The organism is Cellulomonas fengjieae, from assembly GCF_018388465.1.
Lineage (GTDB): Bacteria > Actinomycetota > Actinomycetes > Actinomycetales > Cellulomonadaceae > Cellulomonas > Cellulomonas fengjieae.
In genome coordinates this window covers 1700868-1721943 of the sequence record NZ_CP074404.1, presented here as the reverse complement: position 1 = coordinate 1721943, position 21076 = coordinate 1700868, and the positions used below count along the sequence as shown (strand labels likewise).

General features: G+C 72.9%; 16 protein-coding genes. 1 reads left to right on the top strand and 15 read right to left on the bottom strand.

Annotated features, from left to right (window positions below; all coding sequences use genetic code 11):
* Positions 1-193: 193 nt before the first annotated feature.
* Positions 194-1528, top strand: coding sequence for an NADP-specific glutamate dehydrogenase (gene gdhA / locus KG102_RS07935; RefSeq protein WP_208290059.1), 1335 nt, complete (start codon positions 194-196; stop codon positions 1526-1528).
* A 63-nt stretch (positions 1529-1591) separates the two neighbouring features.
* Here gdhA and pyk read toward each other — a convergent pair whose 3' ends face one another.
* From pyk to KG102_RS07860, 15 genes are all read right to left on the bottom strand, one after another.
* On the bottom strand, positions 1592-3028 hold the full coding sequence (gene pyk / locus KG102_RS07930; protein ID WP_208290060.1) for a pyruvate kinase: 1437 nt from the start codon (positions 3026-3028) through the stop codon (positions 1592-1594).
* Between the two features lie 107 nt (positions 3029-3135).
* Complete coding sequence (locus tag KG102_RS07925) at positions 3136-4602, bottom strand: glutamate synthase subunit beta (protein WP_208213628.1); 1467 nt, start codon at positions 4600-4602, stop codon at positions 3136-3138.
* Entirely contained in the window at positions 4595-9160 is a 4566-nt protein-coding gene (gene gltB, locus KG102_RS07920) for a glutamate synthase large subunit (RefSeq protein ID WP_208290061.1), read from the bottom strand. Before gltB ends, KG102_RS07925 begins: the two co-directional genes overlap by 8 nt.
* 154 nt (positions 9161-9314) lie before the next feature.
* Complete coding sequence (gene lgt / locus KG102_RS07915; protein WP_208213630.1) at positions 9315-10196, bottom strand: prolipoprotein diacylglyceryl transferase; 882 nt, start codon at positions 10194-10196, stop codon at positions 9315-9317.
* A complete protein-coding gene (gene trpA, locus KG102_RS07910) occupies positions 10193-11002 on the bottom strand; it encodes a tryptophan synthase subunit alpha (protein WP_208213631.1) in 810 nt (269 codons plus the stop codon). The genes lgt and trpA overlap by 4 nt, the downstream gene beginning before the upstream one ends.
* Positions 10999-12276, bottom strand: a complete 1278-nt coding sequence (gene trpB, locus KG102_RS07905; RefSeq protein WP_372438427.1) for a tryptophan synthase subunit beta — start codon at positions 12274-12276, stop codon at positions 10999-11001. The genes trpA and trpB overlap by 4 nt, the downstream gene beginning before the upstream one ends.
* A gap of 35 nt (positions 12277-12311) precedes the next feature.
* Positions 12312-13124 carry an indole-3-glycerol phosphate synthase TrpC gene (gene trpC, locus KG102_RS07900; protein WP_208213632.1) on the bottom strand — a complete coding sequence of 271 codons (813 nt, stop codon included), beginning with the start codon at positions 13122-13124 and terminating at the stop codon, positions 12312-12314.
* Positions 13125-13262: 138 nt separating this feature from the next.
* Entirely contained in the window at positions 13263-13736 is a 474-nt protein-coding gene (locus KG102_RS07895; RefSeq protein ID WP_208213633.1) for a DUF2752 domain-containing protein, read from the bottom strand.
* 1 nt (position 13737) lies between these two features.
* On the bottom strand, positions 13738-14244 hold the full coding sequence (locus KG102_RS07890; RefSeq protein ID WP_208290062.1) for a DUF4190 domain-containing protein: 507 nt from the start codon (positions 14242-14244) through the stop codon (positions 13738-13740).
* Positions 14245-14302: 58 nt separating this feature from the next.
* On the bottom strand, positions 14303-14608 hold the full coding sequence (locus tag KG102_RS07885; protein WP_208213635.1) for an HGxxPAAW family protein: 306 nt from the start codon (positions 14606-14608) through the stop codon (positions 14303-14305).
* Positions 14609-14685: 77 nt separating this feature from the next.
* A complete protein-coding gene (locus KG102_RS07880; RefSeq protein WP_208290063.1) occupies positions 14686-15279 on the bottom strand; it encodes a Trp biosynthesis-associated membrane protein in 594 nt (197 codons plus the stop codon).
* Entirely contained in the window at positions 15276-16844 is a 1569-nt protein-coding gene (locus KG102_RS07875; RefSeq protein ID WP_208213637.1) for an anthranilate synthase component I, read from the bottom strand. The genes KG102_RS07880 and KG102_RS07875 overlap by 4 nt, the downstream gene beginning before the upstream one ends.
* A complete protein-coding gene (gene hisI, locus KG102_RS07870) occupies positions 16841-17239 on the bottom strand; it encodes a phosphoribosyl-AMP cyclohydrolase (RefSeq protein WP_208213638.1) in 399 nt (132 codons plus the stop codon). The genes KG102_RS07875 and hisI overlap by 4 nt, the downstream gene beginning before the upstream one ends.
* A gap of 50 nt (positions 17240-17289) precedes the next feature.
* Positions 17290-19107: an ABC transporter ATP-binding protein gene (locus KG102_RS07865; RefSeq protein ID WP_208213639.1), complete on the bottom strand. Its 1818-nt coding sequence runs from the start codon at positions 19105-19107 to the stop codon at positions 17290-17292.
* On the bottom strand, positions 19104-20954 hold the full coding sequence (locus KG102_RS07860; protein ID WP_208290117.1) for an ABC transporter ATP-binding protein: 1851 nt from the start codon (positions 20952-20954) through the stop codon (positions 19104-19106). Before KG102_RS07860 ends, KG102_RS07865 begins: the two co-directional genes overlap by 4 nt.
* Positions 20955-21076: the final 122 nt, after the last annotated feature.

Genomic DNA, 21076 nt, shown 5'->3' with positions numbered 1-21076 from the left:
CCGCTACGTACCACGGCGTGCGCCGCTCAGGGCGGCCGGAGCCGCGAGGTGACCTCGGTCGCCAGAGCGCGGTCCTCGGGGCACCGCATCGCGAGACAAGGGGCGCGGGACCGAGACATCTGCCTACGGTGCCAGGAGCCCCTGAGGTGGACGCCGTACCGAGGCGGTCCCCTGGACGAGCGGAGCAAGGTACATGAGACAACAGCTGGCCCACGTCCTCGAGCAGGTGCTGCGCCGCAACCCGGGCGAGCAGGAGTTCCACCAGGCGGTGGTCGAGGTGTTCGACAGCCTGGAGCCCGTGCTCCGCAAGAACCCCCAGTACGTGGACGCCGCCGTCCTCGAGCGGCTGTGCGAGCCCGAGCGCCAGCTCATCTTCCGGGTGCCGTGGGTCGACGACGCCGGCACGGTGCACACCAACCGCGGCTTCCGGGTCGAGTACAACTCGGCGCTCGGCCCGTACAAGGGAGGCCTGCGCTTCCACCCCTCGGTCTACCTGGGCATCGTCAAGTTCCTCGGCTTCGAGCAGGTGTTCAAGAACGCGCTCACCGGGATGCCCATCGGCGGTGGCAAGGGCGGCTCCGACTTCGACCCGCGTGGCCGCTCGCAGGGCGAGGTCATGCGGTTCTGCCAGTCGTTCATGACCGAGCTCTACCGCCACCTCGGGGAGCACACCGACGTCCCGGCGGGCGACATCGGCGTCGGCGGCCGCGAGATCGGCTACCTGTTCGGGCAGTACAAGCGGATCACCAACCGCTACGAGTCCGGCGTCCTCACGGGCAAGGGCCTCACCTGGGGCGGCTCGCTCGTCCGCACGGAGGCCACCGGCTACGGCACCGTGCTGTTCGCCGAGCGCATGCTGCAGAACCGGGGCACGTCGTTCGACGGGCGCCGCGTCGTGGTCTCGGGGTCCGGCAACGTCGCGCAGTACGCGATCCAGAAGGCGCAGCAGCTCGGCGGCCACGTGGTGGCGTGCTCCGACTCCACGGGCTACGTGCTCGACGAGCGCGGCATCGATCTCGACCTCCTGCAGCAGACCCGCGAGGTCGAGCGGCTCCCGGTCTCGATCTACGCCGAGCGGCGCGGCGCGACGTTCGTGCCCGGCCGACGCGTGTGGGAGGTCGGTGCCCAGGTCGCGCTGCCGTGCGCCACCCAGAACGAGCTCGACGAGGACAGCGCCGCGGCGCTCGTGAGGTCCGGGGTCATCGCCGTCGCCGAGGGGGCCAACATGCCGACCACGCCATCAGCGGTCGCCCTGCTGCGCGACGCCGGCGTCCTGTTCGGCCCGGGCAAGGCCGCGAACGCGGGCGGGGTCGCGACCTCGGCGCTCGAGATGCAGCAGAACGCGAGCCGGGACTCGTGGTCGTTCGAGTACACCGAGGAGCGCCTCGCGGGGATCATGCACTCGATCCACGACCGCTGCCTGGCCACGGCCGACGAGTACGAGGCGCCCGGGAACTACGTGGTCGGCGCGAACATCGCCGGCTTCACCAAGGTGGCCGACGCCATGCTCGCCCTCGGCGTCGTCTGAGGGACGGCCGAAGGGCCCGGAGACATCCTCCGGGCCCTTCGGTCGTACGTGTCCGTGCAGCGGTCAGGCGATGCGACCGCTCGCGTTCTCCTCGTCACCGATCTTGTGCACGACGATCGAGTTGGTCGAACCGACGACGCCCACCGGGGCACCCGCGACGACGACGACGTAGTCGCCGATCTCCGCGAGCCCGTTCGCGCGCAGCGTCGAGTCGACCTGGCTCACCATCGCGTCCGTGTCCTCGACCGACGGCACCCGGTACGTCTGCACGCCCCAGCTGAGCGACAGGACGTTGCGGACCTCGTCGATCGGCGTGAAGGCGAGCAGCGGGATGCTCGAGCGCAGGCGCGACATGCGGCGCGCCGAGTCGCCCGACTGCGTGAACGTCACGAGGTACTTGACGTCGAGCGTCTCGCCGATCTCGGCGGCGGCGCGGGTGATCGCCCCACCGCGGGTGTGCGGGGTCGAGCCGAGGGGCGCCATGCGCTCCCGGCCCATCTCCTCGGTCGCCACGATGATCCGGGCCATGGTGCGGACCGTCTCGATCGGGTAGTCGCCCACGCTGGTCTCGCCGGAGAGCATGACCGCGTCGGCCCCGTCGAGCACCGCGTTGGCGCAGTCCGAGGTCTCCGCGCGCGTCGGGCGGGGATTGGTCGTCATGGACTCGAGCACCTGCGTCGCCACGATGACCGGCTTGGCGTTGCGCCGGGCCAGCTCGACCGCGCGCTTCTGGACGAGCGGCACCTGCTCGAGCGGGAGCTCGACGCCCAGGTCGCCACGGGCGACCATGATGCCGTCGAACGCGGCCACGATCTCCGCCAGGTTCTCGACGGCCTGCGGCTTCTCGATCTTGGCGATGACCGGGACGACCCGGTTCTCCTCCTCCATGATCCGGCGCACGTCGTCGTAGTCGGCGGCGGACCGCACGAACGACAGCGCGATGATGTCGGCGCCGACGGTGAGGGCCCAGCGCAGGTCCTCCTCGTCCTTGTCGCTCATCGCGGGCACCGACACGGCGACGCCGGGCAGGTTGAGGCCCTTGTTGTTGGAGACGGTGCCGGGGACCTCGACGCGGGTGACCACGCGGGGCCCCTCCACCGCGGTGACGCGGACGAGGACCTTGCCGTCGTCGATGAGAATCGGGTCACCGACGCGGGCGTCGTTCGGCAGCCCCTTGTGGGTGGTCGAGACGAGCTCCTTGGTGCCCTCGACGTCCTCGGTCGTGATGGTGAACGTGTCACCGACGGCGAGGTCGTGCTTGCCGGCGACGAACCGGCCGAGGCGGATCTTCGGACCCTGGAGGTCCACGAGCACGGCCACCGAACGGCCGGAGGCCTTGGCGGCCGCGCGGACGTTGTCGTACACCCGCTTGTGGACCTCGGTGTCGCCGTGGCTGCGGTTCAGCCGCGCCACGTCCATCCCGGCGTCGACGAGGGCCTGGATCTGCTCCGCGGACTCCGTGGCGGGACCAATGGTGCAGACGATCTTTGCTCTACGCATGAAACGAGCCTATGCCTTTCGTTGGATCACGGTCGGACCGAAGGTCCCAGCGCGGCCCCGCACCGGCCATGCTGGCCGGTCGGACCGTGCTGTCTGTCCTGGTGGGGTCAGGGGCGCAGCGCCACGGTGCTGGCGGAGACGGGTGAGGGCAGCTCGGTGCTGCCCGACAGGTAGGTGTCGACGGCCGCGGCGGCCGCGCGACCCTCGGCGATCGCCCAGACGATGAGCGACTGCCCGCGGCCGGCGTCTCCGGCGACGAACACACCGGGCACGGTCGTCGCGTAGTCGTCGGAACGGGCGACGAGCCCGCGGGCCGTCAGCTCGATGCCGATCTGCTGGGTGAGCGGGTCCACCTCGGGCCCGGTGAAGCCCATGGCCACCAGCACGAGGTCCGCCGGGATCTCCCGCTCGGTGCCCGGCGTGGGCACGCGGCGGCCGTCGGGCAGGTACTCGGTGGTGGCGAGCCGCAGCGCGCGCACGGCCCCGGACCCGTCGCCCAGGAACTCGACGGTCGAGGCGAGGTAGTCGCGCTCACCGCCCTCCTCGTGCGACGACGACACCTCGAACAGGATCGGGTCCGTCGGCCACGGCTGGTTGGCGGGCCGCTCCAGCGGCGGACGCTTGCCGATGGCGAGCGTCGTCACCGAGGCTGCGCCCTGCCGCAGTGCGGTGCCCAGGCAGTCCGAGCCCGTGTCGCCGCCGCCGATGATGATGACGTGCTTGCCCTCGGCCGTGATCTGGTCCGCCACGGGCTTGCCCGCGGCCACCGCGTTGGCCTGGTGCAGGAAGTCCATGGCGACGTGCACGCCGCCCAGCTCCTTGCCCGGCACCTGCAGCGCGCGCGGCACGGTCGCGCCCGTCGCGACGACGATCGCGTCGTACCGCGCCTGCAGCTGGGGCCACGTGACGTCGCGACCGACCTCGACGCCGGGGCGGAAGCGCGTGCCCTCGGCCTCCATCTGGGCCAGCCGCCGGTCGATGTGGATCTTCTCGAGCTTGAAGTCCGGCACGCCGTAGCGAAGGAGACCACCGATGGCGTCGTCGCGCTCGTACACCGCGACCGTGTGGCCGGCGCGCGTCAGCTGCTGCGCGGCCGCCAGGCCCGCCGGGCCCGAGCCGACCACCGCGACCGTGTGGCCCGTGAGGCGCTGCGGGACCTGCGGGGTCACGTACCCCCGCTGGAACGCCTCGTCGATGATCGAGACCTCGACGTTCTTGATGGTCACCGGCGGCTGGTTGATGCCCAGCACGCAGCTCGACTCGCACGGCGCCGGGCAGATGCGTCCGGTGAACTCCGGGAAGTTGTTCGTCGCGTGCAGCCGGTCGATCGCGTCGGACCACTGGCCGCGCCACACCAGGTCGTTCCACTCGGGGATGAGGTTCCCGAGCGGGCAGCCGTTGTGGCAGAACGGGATGCCGCAGTCCATGCACCGGCCGGCCTGCTCCTTGAGGAAGGGCTGGCCGTCCTCCAGGTGCTCGTGCACGTCCTTCCAGTCGCGCAGGCGCACCTCGACCGGGCGGTTGGGTGGGAGCTCGCGCTCCCGCACCTTCAAGAAGCCACGGGGATCAGCCACGGGCCACCTCCAGGATCTGGTCCCACACGCCCGGCGCGGCAGGGTCCAGGCCGTCGGCCTGGGCCTGCGCGAGCGCGCGACGGACGCGGGCGAACTCGGTGGGCAGAAGTCGTGTGAACCGCGAGCGGGTCGAGCCGAAGTCCTCGAGGAGCTGGGCAGCGACCGGCGAGGCGGTCTCGTCCAGGTGCGCGCGCAGCAGGTCGCGCACCAGGGCGGCGTCGTCGTCGTCGAGCGGGTCCAGCGCCAGCTCCCGGGTGTGGACGGCGTCGACGTTCACCAGCGCCGGGACCAGGTCCAGCACGTACGCCGTGCCCCCTGACATCCCGGCCCCGAAGTTGCGCCCGGTCCGGCCGAGCACCAGCACGGTCCCGCCGGTCATGTACTCGCAGCCGTGGTCCCCGACGCCCTCGACGACCAGCGTCGCGCCCGAGTTCCGCACGCCGAAGCGCTCGCCGACGACACCGCGCAGGAAGATCTGCCCCGTGGTCGCGCCGTAGCCGATGACGTTGCCGGCGACGACGTTGTGCTCGCTGGACAGCACCGCGTTGCGGTCGGGCCGCACGGCGATGCGCCCGCCGGACAGGCCCTTGCCGACGTAGTCGTTCGCGTCGCCGAACAGCCGCAGGGTGATCCCCCGGGGCAGGAACGCCCCGAACGACTGCCCTGCCGAGCCGGTGAGCGTGACGTCGATCGTGTCGTCGGGCAGGCCCGCGCCGCCGAACCGGCTGGTGACCTCGTGCCCGAGCATCGTGCCGACGGTGCGGTTCACGTTGCGCACGGGCAGATCGATCCGGACCGGCTCGCTGCGCTCGAGAGCGTCCGCGGCGAGCGCGATCAGCCGGTTGTCCAGCGCCCGGTCCAGGCCGTGGTCCTGGTCCTTGGTGTGGTGCAGCTCCGTGCCGGGCACCGGCGACGGGACGGCGAGCACCGGGGACAGGTCCAGCCCTTCCGCCTTCCAGTGGTCGATCGCCGCACGCGTGTCGAGCAGCTCGACGTGGCCCACGGCCTCCAGCAGCGTCCGGAAGCCGAGCTGCGCGAGCAGCGCCCGGACCTCCTGCGCGATGAACTCCATGAACGTCACGACGAACTCGGGCTTGCCCGTGAACCGCGCGCGCAGCTCCGGGTTCTGGGTGGCGACCCCCACCGGGCACGTGTCGAGGTGGCAGACCCGCATCATGACGCAGCCGGAGACGACGAGCGGAGCCGTGGCGAAGCCGAACTCCTCGGCGCCGAGCAGCGCCCCGATCACGACGTCGCGGCCGGTCTTGAGCTGCCCGTCGACCTGGACCACGACGCGGTCGCGCAGGTTGTTCAGCACCAGGGTCTGCTGCGTCTCGGCGAGGCCGATCTCCCAGGGCGTGCCCGCGTGCTTGAGCGACGTCAGAGGGCTGGCGCCGGTGCCGCCGTCGTGACCCGAGATGAGGACGACGTCGGAGTGCGCCTTGGCGACGCCTGCCGCGATGGTGCCGACGCCGAACTCGCTGACCAGCTTGGTGTGGATCCGGGCCCGCGGGTTCGCGTTCTTGGCGTCGTGGATCAGCTGCGCCAGGTCCTCGATCGAGTAGATGTCGTGGTGCGGCGGCGGCGAGATGAGCCCGACGCCGGGCGTCGAGTGCCGCGTGCGGCCGATCCAGGGGTACACCTTGTTGCCGGGCAGCTGACCGCCCTCGCCGGGCTTGGCGCCCTGCGCGAGCTTGATCTGGATGTCGTCGGCGTTGGTCAGGTACTCGCTGGTCACGCCGAACCGGCCGGACGCGATCTGCTTGATCGCCGAGCGCCGGACCGGGTCGTGCAGCCGCTCCGGGTCCTCGCCGCCCTCACCGGTGTTGGACTTGCCACCGATGCTGTTCATGGCGATCGCGAGCGTCTCGTGCGCCTCCATCGAGATCGAGCCGTAGGACATGGCGCCGGTGTTGAACCGCTTCACGATCTCGCTGACGGGCTCGACCTCGTCGAGCGGTACGGGCTCGCGCTCGCCCTCCTTGAACGTCAGCAGCCCGCGCAGCGTCATCAGCCGCGTGGACTGCTCGTCCACCCGGTTCGTGTACTTCTGGAACACGTCGAACTGCCGGGTGCGGGTGGAGTGCTGCAGCCGGAAGACCGTCTCGGGGTCGAACAGGTGGTCCTCGCCGTCGCGACGCCACTGGTACTCGCCGCCGACCGCGAGGCGCAGGTGCGCCTGTCGGTTGCCGCTCGCCGGGTAGGCGTCGGCGTGGCGCGCGGCGACCTCGGCCGCGATCACGTCCAGCCCGATCCCGCCCAGCCGGCTGGTGGTCCCGGTGAAGTACTTGTCGACGAGCGGCTGCGAGAGCCCGATGGCCTCGAACACCTGCGCGCCGCGGTACGACGCGATCGTCGAGATGCCCATCTTGGACATGACCTTGAGCACGCCCTTGCCGAGCGCCTTGATGAGGTGGGCGACGGCCCTCTCGGGGTCGACCCCGGGCAGGTAGCCGTTGCGCGCCAGGTCCTCGACCGTCTCCATCGCCAGGTACGGGTTGACCGCGGCCGCGCCGTAGCCGATCAGCAGGGCCACGTGGTGCACCTCGCGCACGTCGCCGGCCTCGACGACGAGCGAGATCTGCGTCCGGGTGTGCCGACGCAGCGTGTGGTGGTGCACGGCGGACAGCAGCAGGAGCGACGGGATGGGCGCCAGGTCGGCGTCGGAGTTGCGGTCCGACAGCACGAGGAAGCTCACGCCGTCGGCCACGGCGGCGTCGACCTCCGCGAAGATCTCCTCGAGGCGCGCCTCGAGCGCGGCTCCCCCGCCGTCGACCTTGTAGAGGCCCCGGATGGTGGCCGCCCGGAACCCGAGCGCGGGCTCCCTGGCGACGTGCACGATCTTGGCCAGCTGGTCGTTGTCGATCACCGGGAACGGCAGGATCAGCTTGCGGGCGTGGCCGGGGCCGTCCTGCAGCAGGTTGGGCTCCGGGCCGATCGCGCCGCCGATCGCCGTCACGAGCTCCTCGCGGATCGCGTCGAGCGGCGGGTTGGTCACCTGGGCGAACATCTGCGTGAAGTAGTCGAAGAGCAGCCGGGGCCGGGTGGAGAGCACGGCGACCGGCGTGTCGGACCCCATCGCACCCAGTGGCTCCGCCCCGGCGGCGGCCATCGGGCTGAGCAGGATCCGCAGTTCCTCCTCGGTGTAGCCGAAGGCGCGCTGCCGGCGACGGACCGAGGCGGCCGAGTGCGCCACGTGCTCACGCTCGGGCAGCTGCTGCAGGAACACCGAGTTGTCGCGCACCCACTCGGCGTAGGGGCGCTGCGCGGCCAGGGACGACTTGATCTCCTGGTCCTCGATGATCCGGCCCTTGCCCGTGTCCACCAGGAACATGCGGCCGGGCTCGAGACGGCCCTTCGCGACGATCGTCGCGGGGTCGATGTCCAGCACGCCCGCCTCGGACGCGCACACGACCAGCCCGTCCTCGGTGACCCAGTACCGGCCCGGCCGCAGTCCGTTGCGGTCCTGCACGGAGCCGATCAGGGTGCCGTCGGTGAACGTGATCGCCGCCGGACCGTCCCACGGCTCCATGAGCGTGGAGTGGTACTCGTAGAACGCTCGCCGCGCGGGGTCCATCTGGGCGTGGTTCTCCCACGCCTCCGGGATCATCATCATCACCGCGTGCGGCAGCGGCCGGCCGGACAGGTGCAGCAGCTCGAGCACCTCGTCGAAGCTGCCGGAGTCCGAACCGCCGGGGGTGCACACCGGCAGCAGCGGAGCCAGGTCGCCCAGCTCCTCGCTGGCGAGCGTGCCCTCGCGGGCCGCCATCCAGTTGCGGTTGCCCCGCACCGTGTTGATCTCGCCGTTGTGCGCGATCAGCCGGAACGGCTGCGCGAGCGGCCAGGACGGGAACGTGTTGGTGGAGAAGCGCGAGTGCACGAGCGCGATCTCGGAGGCGTACCGCGGGTCGGACAGGTCCGCGAAGAACGGCTCGAGCTGGCCGGTGGTCAGCATGCCCTTGTAGGCGATCGTGCGGGCGGACAGCGACGCGAAGTACAGGCCGTGCTCCCGCTCCGCGCGCTTGCGCAGCCGGTACGCGCGACGGTCCAGCGCGATGCCCGACAGCTCCCGCGACGGGTCGGCGACGACCAGCTGGCGGAACACGGGCATGGAGGCGCGCGCGGTGGGCCCGACCAGGTCCGCGGTCACCAGGACGTCCCGCCAGGCGAGCACGTCGAGCTTCTCCTCGGCCGCGATCGCCTCGAGCGCGGCGACCGCCTGGCGCTGCTCCGCCTCGTCCACCGGGAGGAACGCCATGCCGATCGCGTAGTAGCCCGCCGCGGGCAGCTCCGCGTCCACGACGTCCCGCAGGAAGGCGTCCGGGATCTGGGTCAGGATGCCGGCGCCGTCACCGCTGTCCTCCTCGGCACCCACCGCGCCGCGGTGGTCCAGGTTGAGCAGCGCCGTCAGGCCGGCATCGACGATGTCCCGGCCCGGTGTGCCGCGCAGCGTGGCGACGAAGGCGAATCCACATGCGTCGTGCTCGGCCGCGGGGTCGTAGAGACCCTGCGGCTGCGGCGCACGTACTGCGCCAGGGCTCGCGGGCGACGTCGACATCAGCACCGTCCTCACGGTCCCCGACGGGTCGGGAACCTTGCACGATCATGGGGGGAACGCGGGACGCCGTCGGCCCAGGTCTGGTGACGATACAGCGCGGTCCGCGGACCTCCTGCATCGTCGTGCGGAGCACGGCGACCGTCTCGCTCGCGGGTCAGCGGGCGGGATCGGTCGCGATCTCCTCGTCGTCCTGCTCGGTCTGTGGTGCCAGCAGGAGGGTCGTGTCGCGCCCTGGGTGCTGGCGGCCGACCACCACGAACGCTACCAGCGCTCCGAGGCCGACGATGATGGACGTCCAGACATTGATCCGCAGGCCCAGCCACTCGTGCGCGGGGTCGATGCGCAGCATCTCGATCCATAGCCGCCCCGACGTGTAGATGACCACGTAGAGCCAGAACACGCGCCCGTACCCGAGCTGCAGCTTGCGGTCCAGCCAGATCAGCAGGGCGGCGCCCGCGAGGTTCCAGATCATCTCGTACAGGAACGCCGGGTGGTAGAGCGTGCCGGCCGGGTCGCCGATCGGCATGTTCGCCGGGTCGATGCGCAGGCCCCACGGCAGCGTGGTGGGCCCGCCGTAGAGCTCCTGGTTGAACCAGTTGCCGAGCCGGCCCAGCGCCTGCGCCACGAGCAGGCCGGGGGCGAGCGCGTCGGCCCACGGCGCCAGCCGCACCCCCTGCCGCCGGCAGCCGATCCACGCCCCGACCGCGCCGAACGCCACCGCGCCCCAGATACCGAGGCCGCCCTCCCAGATGTACAGCGCGCGCACGGGGTCGCCGCCGACGCCGAAGTACGCGTCCGGGGAGCTGATGACGTGGTAGATGCGGCCTCCGACGATGCCGAACGGCACCGCCCAGAACGCGATCTCCAGGGTGGTGTCCGGGTCTCCCCCGCGCTCGATCCAGCGCCGCCGGGTCAGCCACAGCGCCGCGACGATGCCGAGCAGGATCGCGAACGCGTAGGCGCGCAGCGGGAACGGACCGAGGTGCCAGACGCCCTGCGACGGGCTCGGGAGGGCGAGCGGCAGGAGAGCGTTCATCGTGCAGACCGTACGCCGTCGGCCAGACCGGCGGTCACGCGGGCGAGCTCGGTGAGGCCCGCCGCGGGGTCCGGCGCGTCGAGCAGGGCGCGAACCAGCGCCGACCCGACGATGACGCCGTCGGCATACCCGGCCACCTGTGCCGCCTGCTCCGGGCGGGAGACTCCCAGGCCCACGCACACGTGCGCGGCGCCGGCTGCGCGGGTGTCGGCGACGAGCTGCTCGGCACGGGTACCGAGCGTGGTGCGCTCGCCCGTGACGCCCATGGTGGAGGCCGCGTAGACGAACCCCCGCGAGGCGGCGCTGGTCGACGCGAGCCGCTCGGGCGTCGAGCTGGGCGCGACCAGGAACACGCGGTCCAGGCCGTACGCGTCGGAGGCGGCGATCCACTCGCCGGCCTCGTCGGGGATCAGGTCGGGGGTGATCATCCCCGCGCCGCCCGCGGCGGCGAGGTCGCGGGCGAAGGCGTCGACGCCGTACTTCAGCACGAGGTTCCAGTAGGTCATCACGAGGACCGGCGCGCCGCGTCCCGAGACCTCCTCGACCGCACGGAGGGTGTCGCGCACCTTGGTGCCGCCCGCCAGCGCCGCGTCGACGGCCCGCTGGATCACCGGGCCGTCCATGCCGGGGTCGCTGTAGGGCATGCCGAGCTCGACCACGTCGGCGCCGGCGTCGATCATCGTGCGGACGGCGTCCACGGAGCCGTCGACGGTCGGGTAGCCCACCGGCAGGTAGCCGATGAGCGCGGCCCGACCGAGGCCGTCGAGCAGGTCACCGACCTGCGACTGGACGGCGGTCGTGGTCACAGCTGCTCTCCTTCGTCGGCCAGCACGACCGGCTTGTCCTCGATCAGGTCGAACCACGCCGCGGCCGTGGCCACGTCCTTGTCACCGCGGCCCGACAGGTTGACCAGGAGCACGGGCTCGTGGCCGTCGTCGCCGGTCCAGCCGGACAGCTCGCTGCCGAGCTGGATCGCGCCGGCCAGGGCGTGCGCCGACTCGATCGCGGGGATGATCCCCTCGGTCCGGCACAGGAGGCGGAAGGCCTCCATCGCCTCGGCGTCGGTGACCGGGCGGTACTCGGCACGGCCGATGTCGTGCAGCCACGCGTGCTCCGGTCCGACGCTCGGGTAGTCGAGCCCGGCGGACACCGAGTGGCTGGGCAGGGTCTGTCCGTCGTCGTCCTGCAGCAGGTACGACTTGGCGCCCTGCAGGACACCGGGCGAGCCACCGCTGAACCGCGCGGCGTGGCGGCCCGAGGAGATGCCCTCGCCGCCCGCCTCGAAGCCGAACAGCCGCACCGCGGGGTCGTCGAGGAACGCGTTGAAGATGCCCATCGCGTTGGAGCCGCCGCCCACGCAGGCCGCGACGGCGTCGGGCAGCCGGCCGATCTCCTCGAGCAGCTGGGACCGGGCCTCCTCGCCGATGATCTTGTGGAAGTCGCGCACCATCTCCGGGAACGGGTGCGGTCCCGTGACGGTGCCCAGGAGGTAGTGCGTCGTCTCGACGTTGGCCACCCAGTCGCGGAAGGCCTCGTTGATCGCGTCCTTGAGCGTGCGCGACCCGATCGTCACGGGGACGACCTCGGCTCCGAGGAGCTTCATCCGCGCGACGTTCAGGGCCTGCCGTCGGGTGTCCTCCTCGCCCATGTAGACGACGCACTCCAGGTCGAGCAGGGCAGCGGCGGTCGCCGTCGCGACGCCGTGCTGGCCGGCACCGGTCTCCGCGATCACCCGGGTCTTGCCCATCCGCTTGACCAGCAGCGCCTGCCCCAGCACGTTGTTGATCTTGTGCGAGCCGGTGTGGTTCAGGTCCTCGCGCTTGAGGAACACCCGCACGCCGGGCGCCACGTGCCGCGCGAACCTCGGGACCTCGGTCAGCGGGCTCGGGCGGCCGGTGTAGGTGCGGTGCAGCCGGGACAGCTCACGTCCGAAGGCCGGGTCGGTGAGGGCCTTGTGGTACTCGGTGTCGAGCTCGTCGAGCGCGGCGATGAGCGCCTCGGGCACGAACCGGCCGCCGAACTCGCCGAAGTACGGACCCGCGTGGGTGGACAGCGGTCCGCCCGCGGTGGCCTCCAGCAGCTTCTCCGACAGCGCGTCGACGCTCGGCCGACCGCTCACTGCCGCACCGCCCGCAGCGAGGGGTGGGCGCCCGCCGCCACGAGGTCGGCCACCGACTCGCGGGGGGCGTCGTCCGTGACCAGCGCCTCGCCGACGAGGACCGCGTCGGCCCCGGCGCGCGCGTAGTCCATGACGTCGTGCGGGCCGCGGACCCCTGACTCGGCGATCTTGACGATGTGCGACGGGATGGCCGGGGCGACCCGCGAGAACGTGGTGCGGTCCACCTCGAGCGAGCGCAGGTCCCGGGCGTTCACGCCGATCACGCGGGCACCGGCGTCCGCGGCCCGGGCGACCTCCTCGGTGTCGTGCACCTCGACCAGCGCCGTCATGCCCAGGGAGTGCACCCGCTCGACGAGCGACTCGAGGATGGTCTGCGTGAGGGCCGCCACGATCAGCAGCACGAGGTCGGCGCCGTGGGCGCGGGCCTCCCAGACCTGGTAGGGCGTCACCACGAAGTCCTTGCGCAGCACCGGGATGTCGACGCTCGCACGCACCGCGTCCAGGTCCGCCAGCGACCCGTGGAACCGGCGCTCCTCGGTGAGCACCGAGATGACGGCGGCGCCGCCCTTCTCGTACTCGGCCGCGAGGGCAGCGGGGTCCTTGATCGTGGCCAGCGCACCCCTGCTCGGGCTCGACCGCTTCACCTCGGCGATCACCCGGACGGCGTCCTCGGCGCGCAGGCGACCCACGCACTCGATCGCGGACTCCCGGCGGTGGGCGCGCTCCTTGACCGTCTCGAGCGGCACGGCCTGCTCGCGCAGGGCGAGGTCCTGTCGGACTCCCGCCACGATGTCATCCAGCACGGTCATCGAGAACTCACCTTCTCCCCCGGTCGGTTCCGGACCGGCGGCGCCGCCGTCGCAGGCGGCCGCTGGTCCAGTGGCACATGGTAGAACGACCGCGCAGTGACCCGGACCACAAGCCGCAGACTGGGACGAACCCGGTCGTCAGGGCGCGAGCGCCGGGGCGAGCGCGGGGACGTTGCGCAGCACACCGAAGCCCACGACGGCCACGAGCAGCGCCCAGGCCGCCCAGGTCGGCGCAGGTGCGGCCCGGCCCCCACGGGACGCCCGCCCCACCCAGCGCACCCACAGCCCGACCACGACCGGCACGGCGAGGACCCACAGCGGGTTCATCGCCCAGGCGCCGGCCAGGTCGCCGTGCGCGAGCTCGTGCGTCGCCCGCAGACCGCCGCAGGCCGGGCACCACAGGCCGGTCACCAGGTACAGCGGGCAGGCGCCGTAGCTGCCGCTGACGTGCGGGTCGCGGACCGCCAGCAGGATGGTGGAGAGGACGACCACGCCGCCGGCGACCAGCGGCGCCGTCAGCGACGCACGACGGCCCGCCCCGCCCGACGCCGGAGCGTCGGGCGGGAGCGGGCCGGTCGGCAGCACCTGCGGACCGTCGTGGACGGTCCCCATGTCAGTAGCTCGAGTTGTAACCCTCGTTGAACGCGTCGCGGAACTCCGCGTTCGAGAAGAGCACGGCGAGGAGGATGGCGCCCAGCACGGACAGCGCGATGGCCACCCAGCCGAGGATGACGCCAGCGGTGGCCATGCCGCCGTTGTTCGCCTCGCCGCGCGCGACGGCCTTCTTCGCGTTGTTGCCGACGATCACCGCGGGGATGCCCGTGAACAGCCCGCACGACAGCACGAAGGACACGATGCCGAGGACCAGCGACCACACGCCGAGGCTGTTCTTGGGGTAGGTCGCGCCGTAGCCGGGTGCGGGCTGGCCGTAGCCGCCCGGGGCCTGGCCGTACGGCGCCGCCGCCGGGTACTGCGGCGCCCCGCCGGCGCTGGGGTACTGCGGTGCACCGGGAGCGCTGGGCGGCGGCGTGGCCGGGTACTGCGGGGCGGCGCCGGGCTCCTGCCGCTGCTGCGGCTCGCCGGCTCCGTACGGGTTCTGCGGCTCGTTGGGGGTCGACATGGGTCCTCCTGGGTCGCGGACGCGCGCCCGCTGCGGGCGGCGGTGAAGCTGGTGCGGGTCAGTGCCCGCCGGAACGTGCCTGGCGGGCACGGGTCTTGTCGCCGCCCTGGCCGTGGCCGGAGAGCTGGAGCGCCTTGCCCACCACGAGGGTCGCCACGACGAGGCCCATGCCGACCCAGAAGAGCCAGGCGAGCGCGAACGCGACCCCCAGAGCGGCGATCGTGAACGAGATGATGACGCCGTAGGTGGTGAACCACGCGGCGAGCGTCTTGCCGTGGTTGGTCGGTGCTGCCTTCGGCGGCAGGTGCATCGTCTCGGTCGTCGTGGCGTGCTGGGCGCGGTGCGCCAGCGAGTCGTCAGCCATCAGTAGTTGCCCTTCGTGCTCGGTTCTGCGCCCACCCTATCCGACCCTCCGGGCCCAGCCCGGTACGCCGCTGCACGTCAGGACGGGTCGTCGCCGCGGCTGAGGGCGTCCCAGTCGGACCGCTCGTCGGGTGCCTGCCCGGTGGGCACCGCGCTGGCCGCGGGTCCCGTCTCGTGCCGTCGCGACGGCCCCGACCACGTCCGCGAGGCGGCGGCGAACCACGCGCCGGCCACGACGTCGAGCACGCCGACCGCGAGGGCGGCCCACGGCCAGACGGTGGTCGTGACAGGCCCGTCGAGGCGGCCGACACCGGTCTGCGCCGCGACCGACGGCGTCACCGCGGCCACCGGGTCGGTCGTCACGCCGAGGGTCGTGGCGACCACGAGCACGCCGACCGCGACGACCACGAGGGCGACGAACCACCGCCCGATGCGCCCGACCAGGCCGACGGCGGCGACCGCGGCCAGGATCACGACGGCGCCGGCCACCACGGCCGGTGCGACCTGCGTGCCGGAGACCTCGACGCTGACCGTCCCGCGCAGGGGGTCGGTGCCGGTCGTGGTGAACCAGGTGGGCACGGCCACGACGGCTGTCAGGCCCGCGAGGACCAGCAGCAGGGCCGCCGCCCGGCCACGTCCCCGTCGCCGGGCCGTCGGTGCCGGAGCGGTCACCCGCCGGCCCGCCGGAGCCGGGACGCCACCTGCACCGCACGCACGGCCGCGGCCGCCTTGTCGCGCGACTCCTGGTACTCCACCGCCGGCACGGAGTCCGCGACGATGCCGCCGCCGGCCTGCACGCTCGCCCGTCCCTCGCGGATCAGCGCGGTGCGGATGGCGATCGCCATGTCCATGTCCCCGGCGAAGTCGAAGTAGCCGACCGTGCCGCCGTAGATCCCCCGGCGGGCCGGCTCGATCTCGTCGATGAGCGCGATCGCACGCGGCTTCGGCGCCCCGGACAGCGTGCCCGCGGGGAACGTCGCCACCAGCGTCTGCAGGGCGGTCGCCCCCTCACGGAGCCGGCCGACCACCGTCGAGCAGATGTGCATGATGTGCGAGTAGCGCTTGACCGCCATGAACTCGACGACCTCGACGCTCGTCGGCTCGCAGACCTTGACCAGGTCGTTGCGGGACAGGTCCACCAGCATGATGTGCTCGGCCCGCTCCTTGGGGTCCGCCAGCACCTCGTCCTGCAGGCGGCGGTCCTCGTCCGGGGTCGCCCCGCGCGGCCGTGACCCGGCGATGGGGAACGTGACGACCCGGCCGGCCGTCACCTTCACCAGGGTCTCCGGGCTCGAGCCCACCACGGCGAAGTCCCGTCCGTCGGCGTCCTGGAGCTGCAGGTAGTACATGTACGGGCTCGGGTTGATGGTCCGCAGGACGCGGTAGACGTCGAGCGGCTCCGCGGGGCAGTCGAGGTCGAGGCGCTGGGACAGGACCACCTGGAACACGTCGCCCTCGCGGATGGCGTCCTGGCCGGTGCGCACCGCGTCCTCGAACTCCTCACGCGTGGACCGGAAGCTCAGCTCGGGCTCGGGGTCCTCGGCCAGCACGGCGGCGGCCGGGTCGGCTGGCCGCAGCAGGGCGGCCTGCATCGCGTCGATCCGGGCGACCGCGTCGGCGTACGCGTCGTCGACCCGCGCGTCGGTGCCGTCGAAGTTGATCGCGTTCGCGATCAGCCAGACGGAACCGTCGTGGTGGTCGACGACGGCCAGGTCGGTGGCCAGCAGGAGCGTCAGCTCGGGCACGCCGAGTTCGTCGGGTGCGTTCGCCGGCAGCGTCGGCTCCCAGTGCCGCACGATGTCCCACCCGAGGGCGCCGACGAGCCCGCCGGTCAACGGCGGGAGCCCGGCGATGGCAGGCGTGCGCAGGGCGTCGAGGGTCCGGCCGAGCACGTCGAGGACGTCGCCGTCGGTGGGCACGCCGACCGGGACGTCGCCGACCCAGACCGCGGAACCGTCCCGCACGGTCAGGGTCGCGCGCGAGTGCACGCCCACGAACGAGTACCGGTCCCAGGTGCCGTCGGTCTCGGCGGACTCGAGGATGAACGTCCCCGGGCGCCCCGCGGCGAGCGTCCGGTAGAGCGCGACGGGCGTGACGTCGTCCGCGAGGAGCCGGCGCGCGACCGGGATCACCCGACGGTCCTGCGCGAGCGTCCGGAAGCCGTCGAGGGAGGGCCACGTGCCGCCCCACGGGACCTCGACCGCGGCGACGTCGGTGGGAACGATGGTGGCGGTCACGACGGTTCTCCGTTCTCGAGGGGGCGCGCGCCGACGGCGGCCGGCAGCGGCCCGCCGGCGTCGAAGCAGGTCCGGGCGCCCGTGTGGCACGCGGCGCCCACCTGGTCGACCTCGACCAGCAGGGCGTCGCCGTCGCAGTCGAGGCTCACGGCCTTGACGTACTGGGCGTGGCCGGACGTGTCGCCCTTGCGCCAGTACTCCTGGCGGGACCGGCTCCAGAACACCACGCGGCCCGTGGTCAGCGTCCGGCGCAGCGCCTCGTCGTCCATCCAGCCGAGCATGAGGACCTCGCGCGTGTCGTGCTGCTGGACGATCGCCGCCACGAGCCCCCGGTCGTCACGCGTGAGGCGCCGGGCGACGGCGGGGTCGAGGGCGGGTGCGGGACTCGAGGACACGGTCCCGATCCTGCCACGCAGCGCAGGCCCGCACGGAGCCGTCCACGCGCTCAGCGGGTCTGGGACACCCAGGCGGCGTGCATCGCGGTGTAGTGGCCGCCGCGGGCGACGAGGTCACCGTGCGTTCCCACCTCGACCACGCGACCGGCGTCGACGACGACGACGGTGTCGGCGGCCTCGGCCGTCGAGAGACGGTGCGCGATGGTCAGGGTGCTGCGCCCGCGGGTGAGCGAGTCCAGGGCCCGGGCGATCCGGACCTCGGTCGCCGGGTCCACGGCTGAGGTGGCCTCGTCGAGCAGCAGCAGGTCGGCCTCGGCGAGGTAGGCCCGCGCGAGCGCGACGAGCTGCCGCTCCCCCGCGGACAGCGACTCACCGCGCTGACCCACCGGGGTGTCGAGGCCGTCGGCCAGCTCGTCGACCCAGCCGTCCAGGCCCAGCGCCTCGATCGCCGCGCGGATCCGCGCGTCGTCGTCCGCCGCTGCCGTCGTCCCGTCCTCGTGCCGCAGCCCGTACGCCACGTTCTGGGCGAGCGTCCCGTCGAACAGGAAGCCCTCCTGCGGCACGAGCACCACGCGGCGGCGCAGGTCCGCCACGGGGATGTCCCGCAGGTTGACGCCGTCCAGCAGCACGGCCCCGCTGGTGGGGTCCATGAACCGGGCGACGAGCTTGGCGATCGTCGTCTTGCCGGACCCGGTGGCGCCCACCACCGCGACCGAGGTGCCCGCGGGGATGGCCACGTCGACGTCGCGCAGCACCGGTGGGCCGTCGGGGTAGGCGAAGCCGACACCCCGCAGCTCGACGTGCGCCGGTCCGCGCGGGCTCGGCACGCCGGCCGGCCCGGCGTCGACGACCTCGACCGGCGTCTCGAGGACGCCGAGCACCCGGCGCCACCCGGCGACCGCGTTCTGCAGCTCGTTCAGGATCTCGGTGGCCATCTGCACGGGGCCCGTGAACAGCTGGACCAGGAACAGGAACGCGAGCAGCCGGCCCACGGACATCTCCCCGGCGATGCCGAGGTAGGTCCCCGCCACGACGACCAGCGCGAGGACGAGGTTGGCGACGAGGACGCCGCTCGAGAACACCGCGGCGACCAGGTTCTGGGCGCGGACCATGGCGGAGCGGGTCGCCGCCACCGCGGCGTCGATCCTGCCCTGCGTGCGGTCCGCGACGCCGTACGCGCGGATCGTCTCGGCGCCCACGACGGCCTCGGAGATCGCGCCCAGCATCGCGCCGACCCGTTCGCGCACCACCGTGTACCGGGCGTTGACGTGCTTCTGCAGCGGCTGCAGCAGGATGAACAGCGGCACGAAACCGGCCCACACGATGAGGGTCAGCTGCCACGAGTAGACGGCCATCAGGACGGTCGCCACCCCGATCTGCAGCACGGAGACCAGGAGCATGATCCCGCCCCATTGCACGAACAGCGAGATCGTGTCGACGTCCGACGTGACCCGCGAGACCAGCGACCCCCGTCGCTCGGTGTTCTGCGTCAGCACCGACAGGTCGTGCACGTGCCGGAAGGCGCGGGTGCGCAGCGTGAGCAGGCCGCTCTCGCTGGACCGGAACAGGCGCACGTTGACGTACGCCGAGCAGACGGCTCCGATCAGCAGACCGAGCGCGGCGAGCCCGGCGAGCGCCGCGACACGCGGCACGTCGGGGCCGCCCTCGGCGAGGATCCCCGTGTCGACCGTCTGCTGGACCGCGATGGGCACCAGGACGCGGCCGACCGAGGCGACCACGGCCAGGAGCACCGTGACCTGCCAGCCGGCGAGCAGCTCGGGTGAGACCTGCAGGCCGCGGCGCAGCGTGGCGAGCACGCCGAGCGTGCTGGCGGGTGCGAACCGGTGGGTGGGTTGCTGCGCGCTCATGCCGGGTCCTCCACGACCTCGAGGGCCTCCTCGTCCGCGGCCTCGGCGACGCGGCGCGCGGTCTCCTGCTCGTACGCGGTCGCCAGCTCGCGGTACCCGGCGTCGCGCGCCAGGAGCTCCTCGTGCGAGCCGCGGTCGACCACCCGCCCGCCCTCGATGTGCACGACCTCGTCGGCGAGCAGGACGGACGACATCCGGTAGGCGACCAGGAGCACGGTCGGGCTGCTCGCCTCGCCTTCGCCCCGCAGCCCGCGCAGGATCGCCTGCTCGATCCGCGGGTCGACCGCGGAGGTGGCGTCGTCCAGCACGAGGACCGACGGCCGGCGGACCAGCGCACGGGCCAGTGCGAGGCGCTGTCGCTGACCGCCCGACAGGTTGGCACCCCGCTCGCCGAGGGGGGCGTCCAGGCCGCCCGGCAGCGCGCGGACGACGTCGTCCACCCGGGCGAGCCGCAGGGCGTCCCACACCGCCTCGTCGTCGGGCGCCCCGGGTGCACCGGCGTCGGCGAGGGTGACGTTCGAGCGCACGGTGTCCTCGAAGACGAACGTCGACTGGGAGACGAGCGCCACGTGCCGCGTGAGGTCGGCGGGACGCACGTCCCGCAGGTCGAGGCCATCCACGTGCACCGACCCGCGCGACGGGTCGTACAGCCGGCTCAGCAGCGAGACCAGGGTCGTCTTGCCCGCACCCGTCGGCCCGACGACGGCGATGGTCCGGCCAGCGGGCACGTCCAGGTCGACGTCGTGCAGCAGCTCCAGCTCCCCGCCGCCGGGCAGCGCGACCGCCCGGCTGACGTCGCGCAGCTCGACGCGCGCACCGCCCACGGGCGACCAGGGCGTGCTGCCGACGCTCAGCGCGCCGTGCGAGTCGATGACCCGGGCGATCCGGTCGTAGCCGACGAGAGCCCTGGGCAGCTCGCCGAGCACCCACCCGAACGCGCGCACCGGGACGGCGAGCAGCGTGAGCAGGTACGCCGCCGCGACGACGTCGCCCGTCTCGACGCGACCGGCGCGGATCTGCACGGTGCCCACCACGAGGACGAGCAGGGTGCCGAGGCTCGGCAGCAGGTCGATGACCGGGTCGAACAGCGCCCGCACCACGCCGACGCGCACGTTCGCGTCGCGCAGCCGGGCCGCCTTCTCGGCGAAGCGGGCCTCCTCGCGCGCCTCCGTGCCGAGCGACGTCACGAGCACCGCCGCCTCGAAGCTCTCGTGCGCGATGTCGGCGACCTCGGCGCGCAGCTGCTGCGCACGGATCGCCGCGGGCGACATCCGGCGCTGGAAGACGATGTTCGCGATCACGGCGAGGGGCAGGACCACCAGGGCGGCGAGCGCCAGCCAGAAGTCGGTGCGCACCAGCTCGACCGTGGCGACCACGAGCATCACCACCACACCCAGGGCGAACGGCAGGGGGTTGAAGATCGAGGTCGCGGCCTCGACGTCGGCGCTGGCGTTGGACAGGAGCTGCCCGGTGGGGTGCTGGCGGTGCCACGACATGGGCAGCCGCAGGTACTGGCGCGTGACGGCGGTGCGGTGGTCCTCCTGGATCAGCGCGAAGCCCCGCCCCGCGAAGATCCGGCGGGCCGCGACGGCCAGGGAGAGCGACACTGCGACGAGCGCGATCGCGAGCCCCGCCAGCCAGATGCGGTCGCGCGCGGCGCTCGAGCCGTCCATCGCCGGGACGACGACCTGGTCCGTGACCGCGCCCAGCACGCGACTGACCGCCACCGTGAGGATGCCGAACAGCGCCGAGGTGCCGATGGCGAGGACGTAGGTGCGTGGGTGGGCGCGCAGGCCTCGCCCGAGCAGCTGGGCGGCACGTCGCGGCACGGAACCCGTGAGCGCCATCGACCGGGGGTGCTCGTCTCGCGTGGGCACGACAGGACCTTCCGTGGAGCTGCGGGGATGGGACGCATCCTCTCACGCACGAGAGCGCTTCCCGACGGCACGGCGCGCGCCGCCCCGTGACA